The sequence below is a fragment of the Actinacidiphila acididurans genome (assembly GCF_016918855.1).
Lineage (GTDB): Bacteria > Actinomycetota > Actinomycetes > Streptomycetales > Streptomycetaceae > Actinacidiphila > Actinacidiphila acididurans.
Map to the genome: position 1 here is coordinate 330,392 of NZ_JADKYB010000007.1, position 22,896 is coordinate 353,287.

The 22,896-nt window shown below is 73.1% G+C and carries 15 protein-coding genes; 8 read left to right on the plus strand and 7 right to left on the minus strand.

Going from position 1 to position 22,896, the window contains the following annotated elements; all coding sequences use genetic code 11:
- Positions 1-110: 110 nt before the first annotated feature.
- Complete coding sequence (gene thiC / locus ITX44_RS15805; RefSeq protein WP_372440930.1) at positions 111-1,973, plus strand: phosphomethylpyrimidine synthase ThiC; 1,863 nt, start codon at positions 111-113, stop codon at positions 1,971-1,973.
- 128 nt (positions 1,974-2,101) lie between these two features.
- Here thiC and ITX44_RS15810 read toward each other — a convergent pair whose 3' ends face one another.
- From ITX44_RS15810 to ITX44_RS15820, 3 genes are all read right to left on the minus strand, one after another.
- On the minus strand, positions 2,102-2,860 hold the full coding sequence (locus ITX44_RS15810) for a hypothetical protein (protein WP_205357846.1): 759 nt from the start codon (positions 2,858-2,860) through the stop codon (positions 2,102-2,104).
- Between the two features lie 250 nt (positions 2,861-3,110).
- Positions 3,111-4,169 carry a metallophosphoesterase gene (locus ITX44_RS15815; protein WP_205357847.1) on the minus strand — a complete coding sequence of 353 codons (1,059 nt, stop codon included), beginning with the start codon at positions 4,167-4,169 and terminating at the stop codon, positions 3,111-3,113.
- 273 nt (positions 4,170-4,442) lie between these two features.
- Entirely contained in the window at positions 4,443-5,576 is a 1,134-nt protein-coding gene (locus ITX44_RS15820) for a LacI family DNA-binding transcriptional regulator (protein WP_205357848.1), read from the minus strand.
- A 580-nt stretch (positions 5,577-6,156) separates the two neighbouring features.
- On the opposite strand from ITX44_RS15820, the gene hisC reads away from it, so the two are divergent.
- The 6 genes from hisC to ITX44_RS15850 all read left to right on the plus strand — a co-directional run bounded on the left by hisC (position 6,157) and on the right by ITX44_RS15850 (position 15,845).
- A complete protein-coding gene (gene hisC / locus ITX44_RS15825; RefSeq protein ID WP_205357849.1) occupies positions 6,157-7,236 on the plus strand; it encodes a histidinol-phosphate transaminase in 1,080 nt (359 codons plus the stop codon).
- Positions 7,237-7,516: 280 nt separating this feature from the next.
- Positions 7,517-9,031 (plus strand): cytochrome ubiquinol oxidase subunit I, encoded by a 1,515-nt coding sequence (locus ITX44_RS15830; protein WP_205357850.1) that lies wholly within the window; start codon positions 7,517-7,519, stop codon positions 9,029-9,031.
- A 39-nt stretch (positions 9,032-9,070) separates the two neighbouring features.
- Positions 9,071-10,075, plus strand: coding sequence for a cytochrome d ubiquinol oxidase subunit II (gene cydB, locus ITX44_RS15835; protein WP_205357851.1), 1,005 nt, complete (start codon positions 9,071-9,073; stop codon positions 10,073-10,075).
- A gap of 109 nt (positions 10,076-10,184) precedes the next feature.
- Positions 10,185-13,775: a thiol reductant ABC exporter subunit CydD gene (gene cydD, locus ITX44_RS15840; RefSeq protein WP_205357852.1), complete on the plus strand. Its 3,591-nt coding sequence runs from the start codon at positions 10,185-10,187 to the stop codon at positions 13,773-13,775.
- 289 nt (positions 13,776-14,064) lie between these two features.
- Positions 14,065-14,739 carry a DUF6344 domain-containing protein gene (locus tag ITX44_RS15845; protein ID WP_205357930.1) on the plus strand — a complete coding sequence of 225 codons (675 nt, stop codon included), beginning with the start codon at positions 14,065-14,067 and terminating at the stop codon, positions 14,737-14,739.
- A 161-nt stretch (positions 14,740-14,900) separates the two neighbouring features.
- Positions 14,901-15,845: an HAD family hydrolase gene (locus tag ITX44_RS15850; protein WP_372440924.1), complete on the plus strand. Its 945-nt coding sequence runs from the start codon at positions 14,901-14,903 to the stop codon at positions 15,843-15,845.
- A gap of 119 nt (positions 15,846-15,964) precedes the next feature.
- On the opposite strand, the gene ITX44_RS15855 is transcribed toward ITX44_RS15850, so the two are convergent.
- Positions 15,965-16,744 (minus strand): VOC family protein, encoded by a 780-nt coding sequence (locus tag ITX44_RS15855; RefSeq protein WP_205357854.1) that lies wholly within the window; start codon positions 16,742-16,744, stop codon positions 15,965-15,967.
- 252 nt (positions 16,745-16,996) lie between these two features.
- Positions 16,997-18,232: a GDSL-type esterase/lipase family protein gene (locus ITX44_RS15860; RefSeq protein ID WP_205357855.1), complete on the minus strand. Its 1,236-nt coding sequence runs from the start codon at positions 18,230-18,232 to the stop codon at positions 16,997-16,999.
- A gap of 196 nt (positions 18,233-18,428) precedes the next feature.
- On the opposite strand from ITX44_RS15860, the gene ITX44_RS15865 reads away from it, so the two are divergent.
- A complete protein-coding gene (locus tag ITX44_RS15865; protein WP_205357856.1) occupies positions 18,429-19,379 on the plus strand; it encodes an amidohydrolase family protein in 951 nt (316 codons plus the stop codon).
- 87 nt (positions 19,380-19,466) lie between these two features.
- Here ITX44_RS15865 and ITX44_RS15870 read toward each other — a convergent pair whose 3' ends face one another.
- Together ITX44_RS15870 and ITX44_RS15875 are read right to left on the minus strand one after the other, a co-directional pair.
- Entirely contained in the window at positions 19,467-21,020 is a 1,554-nt protein-coding gene (locus ITX44_RS15870) for a glycosyltransferase family 39 protein (protein ID WP_205357857.1), read from the minus strand.
- A gap of 362 nt (positions 21,021-21,382) precedes the next feature.
- Entirely contained in the window at positions 21,383-22,627 is a 1,245-nt protein-coding gene (locus ITX44_RS15875; RefSeq protein ID WP_205357858.1) for a hypothetical protein, read from the minus strand.
- Positions 22,628-22,896: the final 269 nt, after the last annotated feature.

Here is a 22,896-nt window from a genome sequence, read left to right on the forward strand (position 1 = left end):
CGGAGCACCGGGCTGAGAGGGCGCTGACTCGCCGGAGGGCGGACAGCTGCGCCGACCGCTGAACCTGTTACCGGGTAATGCCGGCGTAGGGAGTGGGTCTCAACATGACCATGCAGGATGCGCACGCGTACGACGCTGCCGGTGATCGCACCACGGGCACCGAAGGCGGCACGGACGACGCGGGCAGCACAACCACGACGAACGGCACGGACACCGCGGGAGCGCGGGAATCCCGCACGTTCGGCTGGCACAAGGCGTACCTCGGCGGATCGCGGCCGGACCTGCGGGTGCCGGTGCGTCAGGTGCACCTGACCAACGGCCGGGACGTGACGCTGTACGACACGTCCGGCCCGTACACCGACCCGACGGTGACCACGGACGTACGGCGGGGGCTGGAGCCGGTCCGGGCGAACTGGATCGCAGGCCGCGGCGACACCGAGGAGTACCCGGGCCGCCCGGTACGCCCCGAGGACGACGGGATCAAGCACACGGCACCCCGCGGGGGCCTGCGCAACCTCGACGCGGTGTTCCCCGGGCGGCCACGGCTGCCGCGCCGGGCCCGGTCCGGGCAGCCGGTCACCCAACTGGCGTACGCCCGGCGCGGCGAGATCACCCCGGAGATGGAGTTCGCCGCGCTGCGCGAGGACGTCCACCCCGAGGTGGTCCGGGAGGAGATCGCGGCCGGCCGGGCCGTGCTGCCCGCCAACGTCAACCACCCGGAGAGCGAGCCGATGGTCATCGGCAAGCGGTTCCTGGTGAAGGTCAACGCCAACATCGGCAACTCCGCGGTCACCTCCTCGATCGAGGAGGAGGTGGAGAAGATGACCTGGGCCACCCGGTGGGGCGCCGATACGGTCATGGACCTGTCCACCGGCCGCAACATTCACACCACCCGCGAATGGGTGCTGCGCAACTCCCCCGTGCCGATCGGGACGGTGCCGCTCTACCAGGCGCTGGAGAAGGTCGACGGCCGCGCGGAGGAGCTGAGCTGGGAGGTCTACCGCGACACGGTGATCGAGCAGGCCGAGCAGGGCGTGGACTACATGACCGTGCACGCCGGGGTGCTGCTGCGGTACGTGCCGCTGACCGCGCGCCGCAAGACCGGGATCGTCTCCCGCGGCGGCTCGATCATGGCGGCCTGGTGCCTGGCCCACCATCAGGAGAACTTCCTCCACTCGCACTTCGAGGAGCTCTGCGAGATCCTCGCCGCCTACGACGTCACGTACTCCCTCGGCGACGGCCTGCGCCCGGGCTCCATCGCGGACGCCAACGACGAGGCGCAGTACGCCGAGCTGCGCACACTGGGGGAGCTCAACACGATCGCCAAGCGGCACGGCGTGCAGACCATGATCGAGGGCCCGGGCCACGTGCCCATGCACAAGATCAAGGAGAACGTCGACCTCCAGCAGGAGATCTGCGAGGAGGCCCCCTTCTACACGCTGGGCCCCCTCACCACCGACATCGCGCCCGCGTACGACCACATCACCTCGGGCATCGGCGCGGCGATGATCGCTTGGTGGGGCACCGCGATGCTCTGCTACGTCACCCCCAAGGAGCACCTGGGCCTGCCCGACCGCGACGACGTCAAGACCGGCGTGATCACCTACAAGATCGCCGCCCACGCCGCCGACCTCGCCAAGGGCCACCCCGGCGCCCAGGACTGGGACGACGCCCTCTCCGACGCCCGCTTCGAATTCCGCTGGGAGGACCAGTTCAACCTGGCCCTCGACCCCGACACCGCCCGCGCCTTCCACGACGAGACCCTCCCGGCGGAGCCCGCGAAGACGGCCCACTTCTGCTCGATGTGCGGGCCGAAGTTCTGCTCCATGAAAATTAGCAAATCCATCACAGACCGCTTCGGCGGCGACGCCGACGCCTCGGCATCAGACGAGGAGGTGGCGGCAGGGATGCTCCAGAAGTCCCAGGAGTTCGCCGCCGCAGGCAACCGGGTGTACCTGCCGGTGACGGAGTAGCCGCGCGGGCTGCGGTGACGGCTACGGCTACGGCTCGGCTCGGAGAGGTCCTGGGGTCCGCCGGGGCCTCTTCGGGCGCGGGCGCGACACGACCAGGCGATGAAGGGGCGGCCCCGCCGGCGTGACCCTCAGCCGTGGGCGTGCGGGTCGCGCTCCGGGGGGTGGGGGGAGGTGAAGTCGGGGCGGGAGTAGCCGAGGTGGGGGAGTTGGGTGGCCGGAGGGGAGGGTGGGGTCGGGGTGGGGGTGCGGGTCAGGGCGGTGGTGAGAAAAGGGAGCATCGCCCGGGTGAGGAGGGCGTCGCGCCAGGCGTCGCGGGCCGCGGCGACGTCGGCGGGCATGGCGTCGGGGGTGTCGTGGATGGCGGCGGAGGAGTCGCGCAGGGCGGTGAGGAGGAGGCCGATGCCGCCCAGGACGACGGCCGCTCCGGTGACCAGTGCGAAGAACCAGCCGACCGTACGGAGCGGGTGGGCGATGCCCGGCTCGGGCGAGATCGCGCCCAGCAGGTAGCCGATCAGGAGGAAGATGACCGCCGCCGCGCCGGCGAGCAGCGGAGTGAGCACGGCCATGACGGCCAGAAGGCCGGCTCCGGAGCCGGCCCCCTCGGCAACCCCCATCGCGGCATAGCCGAAGGCCCGGTTCTCCCTGGCCCGGGCGGACTCCCGGGCGTCGTCACGGGTGCGGGCGCGCAGCGCGCAGTAGGTGTCGTACTCCTGGGCCACGACCGCGGAGATCTCGTCGCCGGCGGCCAGCGCTCTGGTGCGCAGTTGCTCCCCGTTGAGCGGCGACTCGCCGTCCTGCCAGTCGTCGAGGACCGTCCGTATGGCGGTGGTCAGGACGCGTTCGAAGTCGGGGCGGTCTTCGTTGAGGAGATGTGGGGCTGTGGTCATGTGCATCCCCCGATGCTCCGACTCCCCCGTGCGTGGCCGGTGTTCCCCCGGGGAGCCGGGTGATCCGCCCCCGGGGGCCCGGCTCGGCCGGCCGGTTGCGCGCGGGGAGCGGTGTGGCTATGGATACAAGCCGATGGTAGGGCCGTACGGGGGACGGTGACAGGGTGCAACCACGAAATGTGCTCAGGACTCAGGACAGCACTCAGGACACGGCTCGGGACACCACTCGGAACACCGCTCAGGACACCGCTCAGGACACCAGCGGAAGCTGAGCCACCAGCAGCCGGCCGTCCATCGTGACGCCGCCGTCCATGGCGACCGCCAGGTTGTCCGCGTAGACCATCGGCCCGTTCACCGTCGTCGGCCGCTCCTCGCTGTCCGCCGGGTAGTCACCGCCGACCTCGCCGAGCAGGTACGGGATGGGGCTGTGGCCGTGCACCACCCGGCTGCCACCGTACTGGCCGAGCAGTTCGCGGGCGGCTTCCGCGCCGCCGTCGCCGCGGAACGCGAACCGCTTGGTGAACTTGCGGAACAGGTCCCAGCACTCGTCGGCGTCCCCGCGCTGGAGCACACCGGTGACCGCGTCGTTCATCTCCTCGACGCTGCTGCCGTACTCCAGGTAGGCGGTGGTGTCGGAGTGCAGCAGCAGGTGGCCGTCGGTGACGTGCGCGGCGTCCAGCCGGGAGATCCAGGTCAGGTGCCGGTCCTCCAGCCGTTCCATGTCCGAGGGCTGGCCGCCGTTGAGCCGCCAGGCGGCCAGGAAGGAAGCGGTGCCGCCGGTGGAGTTGACGGGCGTGTCGCCGAAGCGGTGCGCGCCGAGCAGCAGCAGTTCGTGATTGCCCATCAGGGCCCGGCAGTAGCCGCCGGCCGCCGCGGCCTCCGCGGACAGCTGCATCACCAGCTCGATCACGCCGATGCCGTCGGGGCCGCGGTCGGTGAAGTCGCCGAGGAACCACAGCCGCGCGCTGCCCGCCGACCAGTGGCCCTCCTCGTCCACCAGGCCGGTCTCGTGCAGCGCCGCGAGCAGTTCGTCGAGGTAGCCGTGCACGTCGCCGACCACGTACAGCGGGCCGCGGCCGGCGGGCTGTTCGGCGTCGGCGGAGATCACCGGCAGGTCGCGGGCGGTCGGGGTGTAGTCCGGCGGGACCAGCGGGGTGTCCGGCCGGGTCGGCTCGTAGGCGGGGGCGGGCACCGGCGCGGGCGCGGTGGTGTCGTACGCCGGAGCGCCGGTCTCGTACTGGTACCCGTAGCCGGGCGCGGGCCGGTACCCGGAATCGGGCTCGTACCCCTGACCTGCCCCCTGAGTCATCGACCCCTCCACGATCGCGCCGCCATCCGCCCATCATAGGAATGACGCTGTCGCGTTGTGACATACCCAGGCACCTGGATTTCGTGAGACCTGGACGAAGGCCCGGTGAAGGCCCGTACGAGAACCGGGACAAGGAGCCGTACGAGGACCCGTACGAGGACCTGTGCGAGACCCCGGCAAAGACCCGGACAAAGATCTGGACGCGGGCTCCGCGCGAGCCGGGACGAAGGCCCCGGCGATGCCCCGGGCCGAGGCATGGACGGGGCCCGCGTCCTACTGCTCCGTCGGGCCCCGTGGTGTGTCCTGACCGGCGTGGGCCGGGCCGCGCGGCGGGCTGACCGTCGCGCGGTGCGCTCGGGGCTGCGAGGAGGCGCGCACGATCAGCTCGGTGGGCATCACCTGCTGTACGGGATGCGCGGGCCCGATCCCCTCGATCGCGTCGATGAGCAGTTGCACCACCGCCGTGCCGATGCGGCGCGGCTGGAGCGACAGCGTGGTGATGGGCGGGTCGGTGCCGGCGTAGCCCCCGCTCTCGCTGCAGCAGACCAGCAGCAGGTCGTCCGGGACCCGCAGGCCGTAGCGGCGGGCGGCGGACAGCAGGTCGGTGCCGTTGGGGTCGAACAGCCCGTAGACGGCGTCCGGCCGGTCCGGCCGGGCGAGTAACCGGTCCGCGGCCACCGCGCCGGCGCACGGGTCGTGCGCCGGATACGCCTCGTACACCGGCTCCTGGCCGACGCGTTCGCACCACTCCAGGTACGCGGTGGTGGACAGCCGGGTGTACGTGTCGGTGCTGGTGCCGGTGAGCAGGCCGATGCGGCGCGCGCCGGCCGCGGCCAAGTGGTCGAGGATGCCGAGCACGGCCTCCTCGTGGTCGTTGTCCACCCAGGCGTGCACCGGCAGGCTGCCGGCCGGGCGGCCGTCGCTGACCACCGGGACGCCCTGCCGGAGCAGTTCGGTGACCACGGGGTCCTGGTCGGAGGGGTCGATCACCACGGTGCCGTCGAGCGCGACGTTTCCCCACACGTCGTGCCGCGACGAGGCGGGCAGGATGACCAGCGCGTATCCGCGGGCGAGCGCGGCGGAGGTGGCGGCCCGGGCCATCTCCGCGAAGTACGCGAACTCGGTGAAGGTGAACGGTTCTTCGCCGTATGTCGTCACCGTCAGGCCGATCAGGCCGGAGCGTCCGGTGCGGAGGGTGCGGGCGGCGGCGGAGGGGCGGTAGCCCAGCCGGTCGGCGACCTCGCGGACATGGCGGCGGGTGGCGTCGGGCAGTCGGCCCTTGCCGTTGAGCGCGTCGGAGACCGTCGTGATCGAGACTCCGGCGGCGGCGGCGACGTCTCTGATGCCCGCACGCTCCAGCCGGCGTCCGACGGGCCGGCTCGCCTGATGGTTCCCTGCTGCTGTCATGGCGAGCCCGATAGTAGGGCGGCGCTGGTCCGTCCGGCTGCCGCCTTCGAAACCCCTCCGAAGAACGGTTTCTGCAAGGTCGAAATCGGAGTGCGGCACGGAATACGCAGGCGGCACGCTGGTTTCTGGCGGTAACACGGGATGAGCGCCGCCGAATGTCGGCCATTGGTCCAGCGGCAGCGTCATCGGCAACTCACCCCTACGGGGTAACCCGGGATGAGCCGGCCCTTCCGCGGGCGTACGGTTCGCCGGGAATTGCCTTGAACACGGGCGAGGCCCACCGTGTGCAGTGCGGTTCGCCGGGAGTGCCCCGAAGGGGCGCGGGGAACTGCGCGCTCAGCCAGTGACGGCCGGTGGCCCGGATGCGACAGCGATTGCCCCTTCGGGCCGGTGGCGACCCGCGCCACGGTGGTGGGTTGCTCGCGCTGGGGGCACCCCCGGACGGAGTCTGGGGGACCCCGCGCCCCTGGGTACTCCGGTGGCGCCGCAGAGCGCATGGTCCCCGCGCCCCTTCGGGGGCGCCCCCGCAGGGCCCGTCACGGCTCTCCACAGGGTGCCCCACCACTCGTAAGGTGACCCCATGAGCACCCCTAAGCTGCGCGCGGAATTGGACGGCATTCCCACCTACAAGCCCGGGCGACCCCCGGCGCAGGCGGACGAAGGCAGGCCTGCCTTCAAGCTGTCCTCGAACGAGAACCCGTATCCTCCGCTGCCCGGCGTCCTGGAGGCGGCCATCGCCGCCGCGGGCGCTTTCAACCGCTACCCCGACCTGGCCTGCGTGGCGTTGACGGAGGCGCTGGCCGAACGATTCGGCGTGCCGGCCGAGCACATCGCGACCGGCACCGGCTCGGTCGGAGTGGCGCAGCAACTGCTCCAGATCACCGCCGGCCCGGGCGACGAGGTGATCTACGCCTGGCGGTCCTTCGAGGCGTACCCGATCGTGACCCGGATCAGCGGTGCCACGCCGGTGCAGGTGCCGCTGGACGCGGACGAGCGGCACGACCTGGACGCGATGGCGGCGGCGATCACCGACCGGACCCGGCTGATCTTCGTGTGCAACCCCAACAATCCGACCGGCACGGTGGTGCGCCGGGCCGCGCTGGAGCGGTTCCTGGACCGGGTGCCCGCCGATGTGCTGGTGGTGCTGGACGAGGCGTACTGCGAGTTCATCAGCGACCCCGAGGTGCCCGACGGCGTCGGCCTGTACCGGGACCGGCCGAACGTGGCGGTGCTGCGGACCTTCTCCAAGGCGTACGGCCTGGCCGGGCTGCGGGTCGGCTTCGCGATAGCGCACGAGCCGGTGGCGGCGGCGCTGCGCAAGACCGCCGTGCCCTTCGGCGTGAGCCAGCTCGCCCAGGACGCGGCGATCGCCAGCCTCAAGGCGGAGCCGGCGCTGCTGGAGCGGGTCGCCGCGCTGGTCACCGAGCGCACCCGGGTGGTCGACGCGCTGGCCGGCCAGGGCTGGACGGTGCCGGAGAGCCACGCGAACTTCGTGTGGCTGCGGCTGGGGGAGCGCACCGCGGACTTCGCGGCGGCCACCGAGCGCGCGGGCGTGACCGTACGCCCGTTCCCGAACGAGGGCGTCCGCATCACTGTCGGCGAGACCGAGGCGAACGACCTGCTGCTGGGCGTGACGGAGCAGTTCCGCAAGGAGCTCTGACCCCTCCGCTCCGCAACCGTCTCGGCAGCGTCTCCCTGTCGCGTCTCCCCGGCATCCGCCCCCAGCGACGAAGGCGGAAGGGCCGCTCGGCCCTGGAATCCGGGCCCTCTGCCCCCTGACCCACCCCCGGTGTCAGGGGGCACAGTCATGTGCGCGATACTATCTTGTGAATGTATTCACGTTCACAAGCGAGCATCGTCATGCATGCACATCGGGGCATGCCGGCCTGTTCGGTGAACCCGGGGCGTACCCCGCCCCCTCGTGACAAAGGAGGCGTACCGTGCAGCTCGCCCTCGAGCCACTGAGCGTCGCCCGCTGGCAGTTCGGGATCACAACCGTCTACCACTTCTTCTTCGTCCCGCTGACCATCTCGCTGTCCGCGCTGACCGCCGGACTGCAGACCGCCTGGGTCAGAACGGGCAAGGACACCTACCTCCGGGCCACCAAGTTCTGGGGCAAGCTGTTCCTGATCAACATCGCCATGGGCGTGGTCACCGGCATTGTCCAGGAGTTCCAGTTCGGCATGAACTGGTCCGCCTACTCCCGGTTCGTCGGCGACATCTTCGGCGCGCCGCTCGCCTTCGAGGCGCTGATCGCCTTCTTCTTCGAGTCGACCTTCATCGGCCTGTGGATCTTCGGCTGGGACCGGTTGCCCAAGCGGATCCACCTGGCCTGCATATGGATGGTCTCGATCGGCACGGTGCTGTCGGCGTACTTCATCCTGGCCGCCAACTCCTGGATGCAGCACCCGGTCGGTTACCGCTACAACCCGGTCACCAAGCGCGCCGAGCTCACCGACTTCCTCGCGGTGCTCACCCAGAACACCGCGCTCGCCCAGTTCTTCCACACCATGTCCGCGGCCTTCCTCACCGGCGCCGCCTTCATGATCGGCATCTGCGCCTACCACCTGGCCCGCAAGAAGCACATCGCGGTGATGCGCTCCAGCCTGCGGATGGCGCTGGTGGTCGCGGTGGTGGCCGGGGCGCTCACCGCGATCAGCGGCGACACCCTCGGCAAGGTCATGTTCAAGCAGCAGCCGATGAAGATGGCCGCGGCCGAGGCGCTGTGGGACGGCCAGAAGGGCGCGCCCTTCTCGGTCTTCGCGGTCGGCAACGTGAACAAGGGCCACAACGAGGTCGCGATCGAGATCCCCAACCTGCTGTCCTTCCTCGCCGACGACTCCTTCACCAGCTACGTCCCCGGCATCAACGACGTGAACAAGGCCGAGCAGGCCAAGTACGGGCCCGGCGACTACCGGCCGGCGATCCCGGTGGCGTACTGGGGCTTCCGCTGGATGATCGGCTTCGGCGTGGTCTCCATCGGGGTGGGCGCCGCCGGGCTGTGGCTGACCCGGCGCCGGCTGTGGGTCGCGCCGGAGCACCGCACCGGCGAGGACGAGGTGCCGCATCTGATGCTCACCAGAAGCACGGCGATCGGCCCGTCCCTGTCCCGCTGGTACTGGCGGATCGCGCTGCTCACCATGCTCTTCCCGCTGCTGGCCAACTCCTGGGGCTGGATCTTCACCGAGACCGGCCGCCAGCCCTGGGCGGTCTACGGGCTGCTGCGCACCAGCGACGCGGTCTCCCCCGGCGTCTCCACCGGCGAGGCGCTGACCTCGGTGATCGTCTTCACCGCGCTGTACGCGGTGCTCGCCGTGATCGAGGTGCGGCTGATGCTGACCTACGCCAAGGCCGGCCCGCCGGAGCTCACCGATGCCGACCGGCGCTCGCCCAAGCGGATCGGCGGGGACGGCGACGACGCGGACGCCGACCGGCCGATGGCCTTCTCGTACTGACGGCGCCGGACGCAGAAGACACAGAAGGGAGACCAGGACATGCATCTGCACGACGCCTGGTTCGTCATCATCGCCGTCCTGTGGACCGGCTATTTCTTCCTGGAGGGCTTCGACTTCGGCATCGGCGTGCTGACCGGGGTGCTGGCCCGCGACCGCGCCGAACGGCGGGTCCTGATCAACACCATCGGCCCGGTCTGGGACGGCAACGAGGTGTGGCTGCTCAGCGCAGGCGGCGCCACCTTCGCCGCCTTCCCGGACTGGTACGCCACCCTCTTCTCCGGCTTCTACCTGCCGCTGCTGCTGATCCTGGTGTGCCTGATCGTGCGCGGGGTCGCCTTCGAATACCGCGCCAAGCGGGCCGAGGAGCGCTGGCAGCGGGCCTGGGAGCGGGCGATCTTCGTCACGTCGCTGGTGCCGGCCGTGCTGTGGGGCGTGGCCTTCGCCAACATTGTGCACGGGGTGAAGATCGACGCCCACCAGGAGTACGTGGGCGGTTTCTGGGACCTGCTCAACCCGTACGCCCTGCTCGGCGGCCTGGTGACACTGGCTCTGTTCACCTTCCACGGCGCGGTGTTCGCCTCGCTGAAGACGGTGGGCCCGATCCGGGACCGGGCGCGGGCGCTGGCCACCCGGGTGGGGGCGGTGACCGCGGTCCTCGCGCTGGTGTTCCTGATCTGGACCCAGGCGCACAGCGGCAACGGGCGCAGCCTGGTCGCGATGCTGGTCGCCGTCGCCGCCCTGGTGCTGGCGCTGGCGGCGAACCTGGCCGGGCGCGAGGGCTGGTCGTTCGCCTTCTCCGGAGTGACGATCGCGGCGGTGGTCGCGATGTTCTTCCTGGCCCTGTTCCCGGACGTGATGCCCTCGACGCTGAATCCCGCCTGGAGCCTGACCGTCGGCAACGCGTCGGCCACCCCGTACACCCTGCGCATCATGACCTGGTGCGCCGGGGTCGCCGCCCCGCTGGTGATGCTCTACCAGGGCTGGACGTACTGGGTGTTCCGCAAGCGGATCGGCACCCAGCACATCGCGGAAGGTGCGCACTGATGCCCGGACAAGCGGACATACGGGCAGTCGTTCGGGCCGGCATACGGATCGGCATACGTGCGGACGTACGCTCCGGCATACCGGCAGCGGCGCGCCGCGGTGGTGCCCGGTGAAGCCCGTCGACCCGCGGCTGCTGCGGTACGCGCGCAGCACCCGGCTGTTCCTGGCCGCCGTCGTGCTGCTGGGAGCGGCCGGGGCGGGGCTGGTCGTCGCTCAGGCGGCGCTGATCGCCGATGTCGTGGTCGGCGGCTTCCAGCACGGGTACGGGCCCGGCACGCTGCGCGGCGACCTGATCGCGCTGGCCGCGGTGGCGGTCGGGCGCGGCCTGGTGGCGTGGCTGACCGAACTGGCCGCGCACCGGGCCGGGGCCGCGGTGAAGTCCGAACTGCGGGAGAAGCTGCTGGCGCACGCCACCCGGCTCGGGCCGACCTGGCTGACCGGGCAGCGCAGCGGCGAGCTGACCACGCTGGCCACCCGCGGCATCGACGCGCTCGACGACTGGTTCGCCCGCTACCTGCCGCAACTCGGCCTCGCGGCCGTGGTGCCGGCGGTGGTGCTGGCCCGGATCTGCGCCGCCGACTGGATCTCGGCGCTCACCATCGCGGTGACGCTGCCGCTGATCCCGCTGTTCATGGTGCTGGTCGGCTGGGCCACCCGGGACCGCATGGACCGGCAGTGGAAGCTGCTGGGCCGGCTGTCCGGGCACTTCCTGGACGTGGTCGCCGGGCTGCCCACGCTCAAGGTCTTCGGGCGGGCCAAGGCACAGACCGCCGCCATCCGCCGGATCACCGACGACTACCGGCGGGCCACCCTGCGCACCCTGCGGGTGGCCTTCCTGTCCTCCTTCGTGCTGGAACTACTGGCCACGGTCTCGGTGGCGCTGGTCGCGGTCGGGATCGGGATGCGGCTGGTGCACGGGGACCTCGATCTGCGCACCGGGCTGCTCGTGCTGATCCTGGCGCCGGAGGCGTATCTGCCGCTGCGGCAGGTGGGCGCGCAGTACCACGCGGCGGCCGAGGGAATGGCGGCCGCCGAGCAGGTCTTCGAGGTGCTCGAGACGCCGGCGGGGGACGGTACGGCGGCCGGCCTGCTGCCCGCGCCCGACCTGCGCACCGCCACGATCCGCGTCGAGGGCGTGGAGGTCACCGAGGGCGGGGTGGTCGCGGAGACGTCCTTCACCCTGGCCCCCGGGCAGGTGCTGGCCGTCACCGGGCCGAGCGGCGCCGGCAAGTCCACGCTGCTGGCCGCCGTGCTGGGCCTGGTCACCGCGGCCCGCGGGCGGATCCTGGTGGACGGCATCGACTTGGCCGCGATCGACCCGGAGAGCTGGCACCGGCAGATCGCCTGGGTGCCGCAGCACCCGCACCTGTTCGCCGGCACGGTCGCCGACAACGTACGCCTTGCCCGGCCCGACGCCACCGAGGCCGAGGTGACCGCGGCGCTCGCCGCGGCCGGGGCCCTGGGGTTCGCCGCGCCCGGCGATCTGCTCGGGGAGGACGGCGCCGGCCTGTCCGCGGGCCAGCGCCAGCGCCTCGCCCTGGCCCGGGCGCTGCTCGCCGACCGCCCTCTGCTGGTGCTCGACGAACCCACCGCCCACCTCGACGCCCTCACCGAGACCCGGGTCACAGCCGCCCTGCGCGCCGCCGCCCGCGGCCGCACGGTGCTGCTCACCGCCCACCGCCCGGCCCTGCTGCCGCTGGCCGACACGGTGCTGCCGCTGACGGCGGCCGTGTCCCCGGGGGAGGCGGCGCAGGTATCCGCCGTACGCTCGGCCGACGCCCTTCTGCCGCCGGACGCGCGTCCCGGGGACGGAGCCGGGTCCTCCGGCGCGGCGGAGGCGGCCACTGCGGTCACCGGGCCCGCGAGTTCCGTCGTACCGCCGCCGCGGCGGGGTGACGGTGAACGGGTGGGCGGGGACGACCCGGTTGCGGACCGGGTGAGCCGGGAGCGGGGCGACCGGGACGACGTCGACGACCTCGATCCCCTGCGGCCCGGGCGCGGCTTCCGGCGGCGGTTCGCCGGGGCGTGCGCGCTCGGCGCGCTGGCGCTGCTGTCCGCGATCGGGCTGATGGGCACCTCCGGGTGGCTGATCAGCCGCGCCTCGCAGGAGCCGCCGGTGCTGTACCTGATGGTGGCGGTCACCGCGACCCGCACGTTCGGGATCGGCCGGGCCGTGTTCCGGTACGCCGAGCGGCTGGTGAGCCACGACGCGGTGTTCCGGGCGCTCGGCGGCATCCGGGCCGGGGTGTTCCGGCGGCTGGAGCGGCTGGCACCGGCAGGGCTGGGCGGCACGCGCCGCGGCGACCTGCTCTCCCGGGTGGTCGCGGACGTGGACGCCGTGCAGGACCACTACCTGCGCTGGCTGCTGCCCGCGGTGACCGGCGGGCTGACCGCGGCCGTCGCGGTGGGCTTCACCGCCTGGCTGCTGCCGGCCGGTGGCCTGGTGCTCGGTGCCGGGCTGCTGGCCGCGGGGGTGGGCGTGCCCGCGCTGACCCTGGCGGTGGCCGCGCGTACCGAACGCCGGCTCGCCCCCGCCCGGGGCGACCTGGCCGGCCGGGTGCTGGCGCTGTTCACCGGCACCGCCGAGCTGACCGTGGCCGGAGCGCTGGGCGCGCGCCGGGCGCACGCCACGGCGGCCGACCGTACGCTGCGGGAGATCGCCGCCCGCTCGGCAGCCGCCACCGCACTCGGCGGCGGCCTGACCGCCCTGATCAGCGGCTTGACCGTGATGGGCTGCGCCTGGGCCGGGGTCGGCGCCCTGCACGGCGTCACCCTCGGCGTCCTGGTGCTGCTGCCGCTCGCCGCCTTCGAGTCGGTGACCGGGCTGCCGCTGGCCGCCCAGCAGCGCCGCCGCGGCGCGCAGGCCGCGGCGCGGGTCCGCGAGGTCCTGGACGCCCCGCTGCCGGTCACCGAGCCCGAGGCACCGGCGCAGCCGCCCGCGGCGCCGTATCCGCTGGTCGTACGGGGGCTGACGGCCCGGCACCCCGGGCAGTTGGCGCCCGCGCTCGACGGGGTGGACCTGACCCTCACCCCCGGCCGCCGGATCGCCGTGGTCGGCCCGTCGGGCGCCGGCAAGACCACCCTCGCCCATGTCCTGCTGCGCTTCCTCGACCCGGAGTCCGGCGACTACACGCTGGCCGGGCGGGACGCGCGGGACCTGGCCGGGGACGACGTACGCCGCATGGTGGGCCTGTGCGCCCAGGACGCGCACGTCTTCGACAGCACCGTCCGGGAGAATCTGCGGCTGGCCCGGCCCGGCTCGTCCGACGCGGACCTGCGCCGCGCGCTGGCCGCCGCGCGGCTGGACATCGACCTGGACACCGAGGTCGGCGAGCACGGCGCCCGGCTGTCCGGCGGCATGCGGCAGCGCCTGGCGCTGGCCCGCGCGCTGCTGGCCGACTTCCCCGTCCTGATCCTCGACGAGCCCGCCGAGCACCTGGACCTGGCCACCGCCGACGCCCTGACCGCGGACCTGCTGGCCGCCACGCGGGGCCGTACCACGCTGATCATCACCCACCGCCTGGCGGCGCTGGCCGGCGGCGCGGTGGACGAGATCGTGGTGCTCGAGCAGGGCCGGGTGGTGCAGCGCGGCGAATACGAGGAACTGGCCGCGGCCGCCGGGCCGTTCCGCCGCGCGCTGGAACGCGAACAGGCGGCGGAGCACGGGGTGGGCGAGCGGCGTACGCCGCTTCCGGTGTGAGGCATGGGGGCCCGGGACCGCACGCCGGTCCCGGGCCTCGCGCTTTTACGGGGCCCGGCACGGCTGGGGAGGGCGGGCGTTCCGTGGCGCGTGCCGGCACCGGTGCGCTCATCAGCCCGCGCGGGCCCCGGAAACCGCCGGAAGAACCGGTCCCGCCCGACCGAATTGCACCATCCGGGTGGCGTTGATGTGAATATCGCCGTTTCCGAGGTGCGGCTCCGTGAATTCTGTGCTGGCTTCCCCATGATCGGAACAACAGCTCACCGCATCATGGGAAGGCGGGACCGTCATGGCCGTCACCGACGTCAAGACGTTGTGGCACGCGTTCGTGCGTGTGCTGCTGCAGTGCATCGCAGCGCTGGGGTTCGCCACCCCGGCCACCCGGAACTCGACCGCCGCCCAGGCCGGGCCGGCCGTCCGTACCCCGCGTGGCGTCCGCGCCGCCGTCCCCGCGGCCGGCGCCGCCCTGCCGGCCCAGGCACAGGCCCCGGACCGAGCACACGCACCGGAACGGGCCGGCGCCGCCCGATCGGCGTCCGGCGCGGAACCCGCAACAGCGCGAGCCGCGGGCAGGAACCGCCGCCGTACCACCGCAGGGCACGCCGAGCAGGCCAAGCACGCCAAGCAGGTCAAGAAGCAGGTCAAGAAGCGGGTCAAGCGCACCGCTCACACCGAGCCCGCCGGCCCCGCGATCCCGGCACCGCGCTCCGCGCAAGCCCGGTCCTCCCGCCGCGACCCGCGCACCCGGACCCTGCCGCCCACGATGAAGCAGCGCATCCGGGCCGAGGCGCACGGCGCCACCCCGACCGCCCGCAGCGTGCTCGACCCGGACCTCGCCGAAAGCCTGGCCGGGCCGGCCGCGGCCGGCCTGCCGCTCGCCGCCGCCCGGCCGGCCGCGGCCCGGACCACCGGCACGCTGATCCCCGCGCCCCGGGCCCGCGCGCACGAGGCGCTCTGCGACTAGGGCCCGCCGCACGGCCGGCCCCGTACGGCGGAACAACCCCGTACGACCTGCGCGATCCGCACGAAAAGCCGCTCTGATGACGACACCCCTTTGACCGATCCGGCTCCCCCGCGCCGCACCTGTCGGCTGCCGCGGAACCGCGATACGGGAGGATGGGGGTCGTGACCCCAGCCTCCGCACCCGAGACGACGCCCGGGACGACCCCCGGCAGACCCCTCGGGACCACCGCCACGACACGTGCCGAGCCGACCGACGGGACACGTGCCGAGACAAGCACCGACCCGCATGCCACCCCCGCGCCGCGACTGATCGCCACCGACCTGGACGGCACCCTGCTGCGCGACGACAAGACCGTCTCGCAGCGCACGATCGACGCGCTCGCGGCGGCCGAAGCGGCCGGCATCGAGGTCTTCTTCGTCACCGGACGGCCGGCCCGCTGGATGGGCGTGGTCGCCGGACATCTCGCCGGGCACGGCCTGGCGATCCTGGCCAACGGCGCCGCGGTCTGGGACCTGCGCGCCGACGAGCTGGTCGAGTCCTTTCCGCTGCCCGAGGCCGACGCCCTGGCAGTCGCGCAGGCACTCCGCGCGGCCGTACCCGGTACGGCCTTCGCCGTCGAGCGCACTCATGCGTTCCGGCGTGAGCCCGAGTACCAGGCCTTCGAGCCCGACGGGGACCTGCCCCCGGCTCCCCTGGAGGAGCTGCTGCGGGCCGACCGCACCCAGCCGCTGCTGAAACTGCTGGCCAAGCACCCCGCGCAGGACCCCGACGCCTTCCTGGCCACCGCCCTGTCCGTGGCGGGCCGGTACGGCGAGATCACCCGCTCGGCCGAGTCCGCGATGCTGGAGATCAGCGGCGCCGGAGTGAGCAAGGCGACCACCCTCGCGAAGTGCTGCGCCGAACGCGGCGTGACCGCCGCCGAGGTCGTCGCCTTCGGTGACATGCCCAACGACCTGGCGATGCTGCGCTGGGCGGGTACGTCGTACGCCGTCGCCAACGCGCACCCGCACCTGCTGGCCGCCGCCACCCACCGCACCGCCTCCAACCAGGACGACGGGGTGGCCCAGGTGATCGAACACCTCGTCGCGGGCCGCCGCACGCGCTGACCACTCTTCTCGTCCGGACGCCGGCCGGGGCGCGAGCGGCGCCCCGGCCGGGATCCGGACTGTGACGGGATGCGATGGGCTCTGGCGGGCTCTGATGGGCTCCGGTGCGCTGTGACGGGCTACGAGGACAGCGCCACCACCGAGAAAACGGCGCCCCACGGGTCGGCCAGCACGGCCATCCTGCCGACCTTCTCCATGTCGAAGGCCGGGACCAGGACCGCGCCGCCGGCCCGGACCAGGGCGTCGACGGTGCTGTCGGTGTCGTCCACGGCGAAGTTGACCAGCCAGTGCGGCGGGGTGCCCTCGGGGATGTTCGACATGTCCTGCACGCCGCCGATGGTGCGGCCGGCCACCTGGAAGCCGGTGAACTCCGGCATGTCCGGCATGGGTGCGGCGTCCAGGCCCAGCACGGGCTTGTAGAAGGCGGCGGCGCCCTTGGGGTCGGGGGTGCTGAGCTGGTTCCACACCAGCGCGCCCGGCTCGTTGACGATCCCCGCGCCGGGGAAGGACCGCGGCTCCCACACCCCGAAGATCGCGCCCTCGGGGTCGGCCGCGACGAACATCCGGCCCAGGTCCGACACGTCGGCGACCGGCATCATCACCGTGCCGCCGTTCGCGGTGACCGCGGCCTGCGCGTTGTCGGCGCTCGCGGTCGAGAAGTAGGTGGTCCAGGCCGGCGGGGGCGGAGTCTGCCCCTCCGGCGCCATGGCCTTCATGATCCCGGCGACCGGCTTCCCCTTCAGCGTGCACATCGAGTACCCGCCGAATTCCTCCGAGCCGACCTCGCCCTGCCAGCCGAGCAGGTCACGGTAGAAGTCGAGGGCGGCCTGCTGGTCGGGCACCATGACGTCGATCCAGCACGGTGTTCCAGGTGCGTACGGAGCGGTGACTTCGGGCATCGGCTTTCTCCCAGTTTCTCCCGGCGATCTCCGGCCGCGGCGGACTGCCGCCCCGGCGGTTCCACGCCCCCTGCCCACCTTGCTCGCGCCGCACGGATCGCGCCAGCCGGCGCCGGCGGCGGGTTCCCGCCCGCGCGCCACCGCCGTACGCCGGCCCTACGCGGGTCGTATGAAGGGCGTGCACGGGTCGTATGAAGGGCGTGCACGGGACGTACGAAGGGCGTGCGCCGGGGTCCGGGTGCGTTGTCCGGGTCAGCGGCGCGGACGGGAACGTACCGGACGTACCGGATCTGCCGGAGCGGTCAGCGCGTCCAGCGGGACCGCCGCCGCCAGGGCCCTGGCGCCCGCGTCGCCGGGGTGGACGCCGTCGCCGGAGTCGAATAGGGCGGCCAGCCGGGTGGGGTCGGCCGGGTCGCCGAGCGCCGCGCCGAAGTCCGCGACCGCCCATTCGTCCTGGGCGGCGACGGCCTTGTTCACGGCCTGCCGGACCTCCTCGTTGCTCCCGGCGCGGAAGGAGTCGAAGCGGCTGCCGCCGGAAGGGGTGATGGTGCCGAGCACCGGCCGGATCCCGCGCGCGTGCGCCCGAATCGCCAGGGCGAACAGCGCGCCGGCCAGCGCGGCCGGGTCCGGGGGCGGCTCACCGGCGGTGTACGCGGTCGCGACGTCGTTGATGCCGCCCATCAGAACGACATGGGTGGCCTCCGGCACGGCCAGCACGTCGCGCGCGAACCGCTGCACCATCGACGGCCCGACCCCCGGGGTGAGCAGCCGGTTCCCGCCCAGGCCCGCGTTGAGCACGACGGCTCCGGCCACCCCGGCCGCGTCCAGCCGGCGCTGGAGGTGGTCGGGGTACCGCTGCTCGGTGTCGCTGCTCGTGCCCACGCCCTGGGTGATCGAGTCGCCGTACGCGATTACCACCGGGCCCTGGGCGGGGGCGTCGACCAGGACCCGGGCCAGCCAGTAGAGGGAGGGGAAGGGGGTGCCGGGGTCGTTGTCCGTACGGTCGTCGCGGTCGTCGCGGTCGTCGCGGTCGTCGCGGTCTGCGCGGTCGCCGGGCAGGTGGCGGCCGGTGCGCTGGTACGAGTGCAGGTAGCTGGCGGCCGGGACGGGTCCGGGCAGGAAGCACTCGACGTGGAGGTCGTCGCCCGCGGCGGTGGGCAGGTCCACCGGGTCGCCGGTCGCGGTGGCGCCCGCCGGGATCGTCCAGCGGGCGGCGCCGTGCAGGAGGGCGAGCCGGGCAGGGCCGTCGCCGGTGGCCACGGTGATCCGTTCGACGACCATCGGCCGGTCGCCGTACTCGTTGCTCAGCTCCAGCCGCAGCGCCGTTCCGCCGCGGCGCAGGCGCACGGCCTGCCGTACGGTCCGCCCGGCGAAGTCCACCGGCTGCGGCAGGAAGGGGAAGCCCGGGTCGGCCGGGGCGAGGGCCGCCAGGTGGGCGGTGGTCCAGGTGCGGGTCGTGGTCATGGCGAGCGGGTCAACCCCCGTCATCCTCGGCGAGTCCTGGCGGAGCAGTTGCTGTTCGGCGCCCCTCGGACGGTACGGCCGCCCGCCCTCCGCGACGGCCGGGCTACGCTCGAGCCGTGCTCGACTCCCTTGTCCTCAGCGTCTTCGGCGTCGTCGGCGTCGTCGGCGTGTTCGGCGTCGCGGGGCCGTCCGCCGCAGCCGTACGCCTCCGGGGCGCCGTATGACGGCGGAACCGGACACGGACCTCGCCGAGCCCGCGGCAGCAGTGGTGCCGACGGCAGCCGTCCGGCCCGCGGCAGTCACCGAGGACGCCCGGGTCGCCGCCTTCCGGGAGTCGCTGGGGCTCGCCGGGCTGATCGACGTTCATACGCACTTCATGCCGGACCGGGTGCTGGCCAAGGTGTGGGCGTACTTCGACGCGGCCGGGCCGCTGACCGGGCGGCCCTGGCCGATCACGTACCGGCACGAGGAACGCCGCCGGCTGGAGCTGCTGCGCGGCTTCGGGGTGCGGGCGTTCACCTCGATGCTGTACCCGCACAAGCCGGGCATGGCTCGCTGGCTCAACGACTGGGCCGCCGACTTCGCCGCCCGTACCCCCGACTGCCTGCACACCGCCACCTTCTTCGCCGAGCCGGGCGCCGCCGACGACGTACGACGCGCCCTCGACCAGGGCGCCCGCGTCTTCAAATGCCATGTCCAGGTCGGCGGCTTCGACCCCAACGACCCCATGCTGGACGAGGTCTGGGGCCTGCTGGCCGAGACCGGCACACCGGTGGTCACGCACTGCGGCTCGGGCCCGGCGCCCGGCCGCTTCACCGGACCCGGCCCGATCGGCGCCCTGCTGGCCCGCCACCCGCGCCTGCCCCTGGTCGTCGCCCACCTCGGGATGCCGGAGTACGCGGACTTCCTCGCCCTCGCCGAACGCCACGACCGGGTCATGCTCGACACCACCATGGCGTTCACGCCGTTCGCCGAGGCCGAGGCGCCCTTCCCGCGCGCCGCCCTCCCCCGCCTCGCCGCCCTGGCCGACCGGGTCCTGCTCGGCACCGACTTCCCCAACATCCCCTACGCGTACGCCGACGCGCTCGACGCCCTGCGGGACGCGCTGCCCGATCCGGCGGTGCTGCGGGCGATCTGCCACGACAACGCGGCGCGGCTGTTCGGGCTGTGAGGTCCCGTTCGGGGAGATCCTTTTCGGGTTCGGGAGGTCCTGTTCGGGGATGTCCTGGCGGGGACGAGTACGGGGCCGGGCGGCGGTTCAGCGCTTCGGCGTCGTACGGCCGGTGTGCTGGGGCGCGGAACGGGCCGGGGCCTTCTTCCCCGGCCGGGGCTTCGGCTTTTCCGGCACCTTTTCCCAGAGCATGACCAGTTGGGCCGGGGTCTCCTGCCAGGAGATCGACACCCGGTAGCGGTCCTCGCGCAGCAGGTCGAGCGCGGCCTGGGTGTACTCGGGTTCGGGGCCGCGGGTCCACAGCACCCAGACCCGGTCGTAGCCGGCGAGGCGGTCGTCGAGTCGGGTGAGCGGGTAGTCCTCGCCGAAGAGGGTGCCGCCCTGGGCCGCCGGGGTCTGGAGCAGCAGGTCCTTCGTATTGCGGAAGCAGTCGGGGTAGGCGATCGCCGCGTACCTGTCCCTGGTCGGCAGGAAGAGCACGCCGTCGCCGGGGCGGGCGTAGTCCCGTACGGTCTGCGCCGTCTGGAGCAGCGGGTCGGCGTGGCCCATGGGGCGGCGGATCTCGGTCTGGCCGGGCCAGCTCGCCACGGCGACCACGGCGACGGCCAGCGTGCCGGCCAGCAGGCCCACGGGCCTGTCCAGGATCGCGAGCCGGCGGCCGAGCAGGCGGCGCCGGACCCGGCCGGCCAGCCGCAGCACGGCGTCCAGGCCGAGCCCGACCAGCCAGGCGCAGCCGACCAGCGCGTACAGCACGTACCGCAGCACGTAGCGGGGCTCGCCGATCATTGAGTAGCCGATCAGCAGGACCGGCGGCAGCACCATCAAGGGGAGCGCGAGGGCGGCGAGTTCGCGCTCCTGGCGGCGGAAGAGGGCGAGCAGGCAGCCGAGCGCGGCGATCGCGAGTACCGGGACCACCGTGCGGTGGCTGCCGGTCATGGCCTCGGCGAGGTCGGTCCAGGTGTGGCGGTTGGGCCGGGTGATCCAGTCGAGCACGTCGGACTGGCCGCGGCCGCGCAGCGCCACCGGGAGCGCGCCGACCAGGACCGCCACGGCCATCGACGTCATGGCCGCGACCACCGCGCGGTTGCCGGCGGCGCCCTGGAGCCGCCACACCACGAGCGTCACCGCGAAGGCGACCAGGGCGAGGACGGAGAGCAGGTTGAGGGCGGAGGCCAGCGCGGCGGCGACCGTGAGCCAGCCCCACCAGCGCCTGGTCAGGCAGTAGGCGGCGGCCACGACGCACAGCGACACCATCGCGTACGAGCGGCCCTCCTGCATGTACCGGCTGACCTGCGGCAGCACGGCCCAGAACAGGCCGGCCAGGAGCCCGGCCCGGCGGTTGGCCAGCCGGCCCGCGGTGGCCGCGAGCAGCCCGGCGGTGGCCGCCCCGGCCAGGGCCGAGGGCAGTCGCAGCGTCTGCGGGCTCACGCCGAAGAGGGCGAAGTCGAGGTGGACGATCAGGTAGTAGACGCCGTGCGTGGCGTCCACATGGGCGGTCATGTGCCACAGCTGCGGCAGGCTGCGCCCGGCACTGGAGACGGTGGCCGCCTCGTCGCGCCACAGCCCGGCGCCGGTCAGCCGCCACAGCCCGAGGCAGAGCGCGACCAGGGCCGGCACGACCGGCATCAGCCGGCCGGCCACCGCGCGCGTCCGTGCTCTTCCACCAAGACCGGGCGCACTTGCCTGGGTACGGGAATCGTCGATACTTCCCGCTCGATCCGAGCGGCCTATCGGAAGGCTGGTAGCCACGATTCATTCTGCCCGGTCCCGCCCCCACGCCGTGCCCTCAACCGACCCCTGAGAGTGACCTGTTGCAGGGCGGACTTCGGTTTGTGCCCGGGCTGTGACAGTCGGAACCTTCGGCGGGGGGTGGGCGGGGGTTCGTCCGGGGGTCGGTGGGGGTTCGGGCCGGGGTCGCGCGGCGGCGGCAGGTCGGTGTCCGCGCCGGGTCAGCGGGCGGCGCCGGCAACGGATCAGCGGCCGGCGGCGTCAGCGGCGCCGGGTCAGCGTCGGCGGCGGATCGGGGAGGGGGCGCGGTTGCCGGTCCGGGGGCGGCCGGGGGCGGGACCCTGCGTGCGGTCCCGGGCCTGCTCGCGGTCCTGGGCCTGGCTCGCGGCGAGGAGTTCGGTCAGGCGGTCGCCGACGACGGTGACGCCGGGGTGGACCGTGTCCTCGTCGTACCAGGGCTTGTGCCGGCGCAGCAGGTCGTCGCCGTCGTCGTTCCAGGTGGCGGCGGGCTTGTGCAGGAGCTCGCCGATCAGGGTGTCGGCGGTGCCGGGGAAGTCGGCGGCCAGGCGGCGCAGGGGAAGGGGGGCGATGGTGTCGTCGCGCAGGTAGGCGTCCAGCAGGCCGCGGTGGCGCGGGTCGGCGAGCAGGGCGGGGTCGGCGAACAGGTCGCGGAGCAGGCCGTAGTCGGCGTAGAAGTTGAGCCCGTCGGTCGCGTCGTAGATGACGCCGACGGTGTCCGCGGCGAGCATGGCCTCGGTCAGCGCGGGAACGGCGGGGGTGCCCTCGGAGGGGTCGCGTTGTGCGCCGCCGCGCAGCCAGTAGTAGTCGGTGAGGCGGCGTTCGGCCTCGGCGGGTGGGGCCAGCCAGGAGTCGGCGCCGAAGAACTCGACGAACGCGCTGCGGTCCTTGCGCATCCGCTGTCTGCCGAGGGCGAGCAACTCCGGGTTGCGGAAGACGATGTCGGGGCGGCCGGTGGCCAGACCGAGCGCGGCCTGGGCGACCTGTGGGGCACGGGATTCGGCGTACGAGGACATGACACCGGAGACCAGCCAGGCGTCGGGGGCGGCCGCGAGGGGGACGAGGCGGGTGCCGAGGAAGGCGCCGCGGGGGATGCCGCGGAAGACCGCGGGGCCGGCGTTGGCGTACGCCTCGTACTCCATGTCGTCCACCAGGTTGAGCAGGAGTACGGCGGCGCCGTCCCTGCCGCGCACCTCGAACAGGCCCTCCACCGGGTGCCGCCAGGCCAGCACCATTTCCCGGTCGGCCGAGCTCAGATCGGCACGGCGGGCGACGAACTGATCGGCAACGGTCGAGCCGTCGGCCAAACGGTACTGGAACAGAAAGTTTTCGATGACGCCGATCACGGTCGCATCGTCCAACGCGCCGCCCGGCCCGGCGGCCTTCTCCAGCAGTGCCGTCAAAAGCTCCTCGTAGTCGGGTCCCTGCCCGAACGCGACGAGCTCTTTCTTCAGTCTTGCGCTGTGCTGTACCGCCTTCAGCAGCTCCCATTGCGCACCCACGCTGCCTGTTCCCCCTCTCTGCGCGGACCCTACCCGAGGCCGCTGCGGCCCAGGTCAACGCTGTCTCCGGGGGCCGGTGCACTGCTGAAACGTATCCTCAGCCGTACCGCACGTCCCCAGAGACCACTCCCGGATCAAACGTATCGGTAGGCCTCGAACGCCTCAAGTCCTGTTTTCCGTAGGCGTAATCAACAGTGCCGTGGGTCCCTGTGTGCCGTGCTGAATAGTCTCGCCTTCAAGTAAATCTCCGATACGGCGGGGCGCCGGCC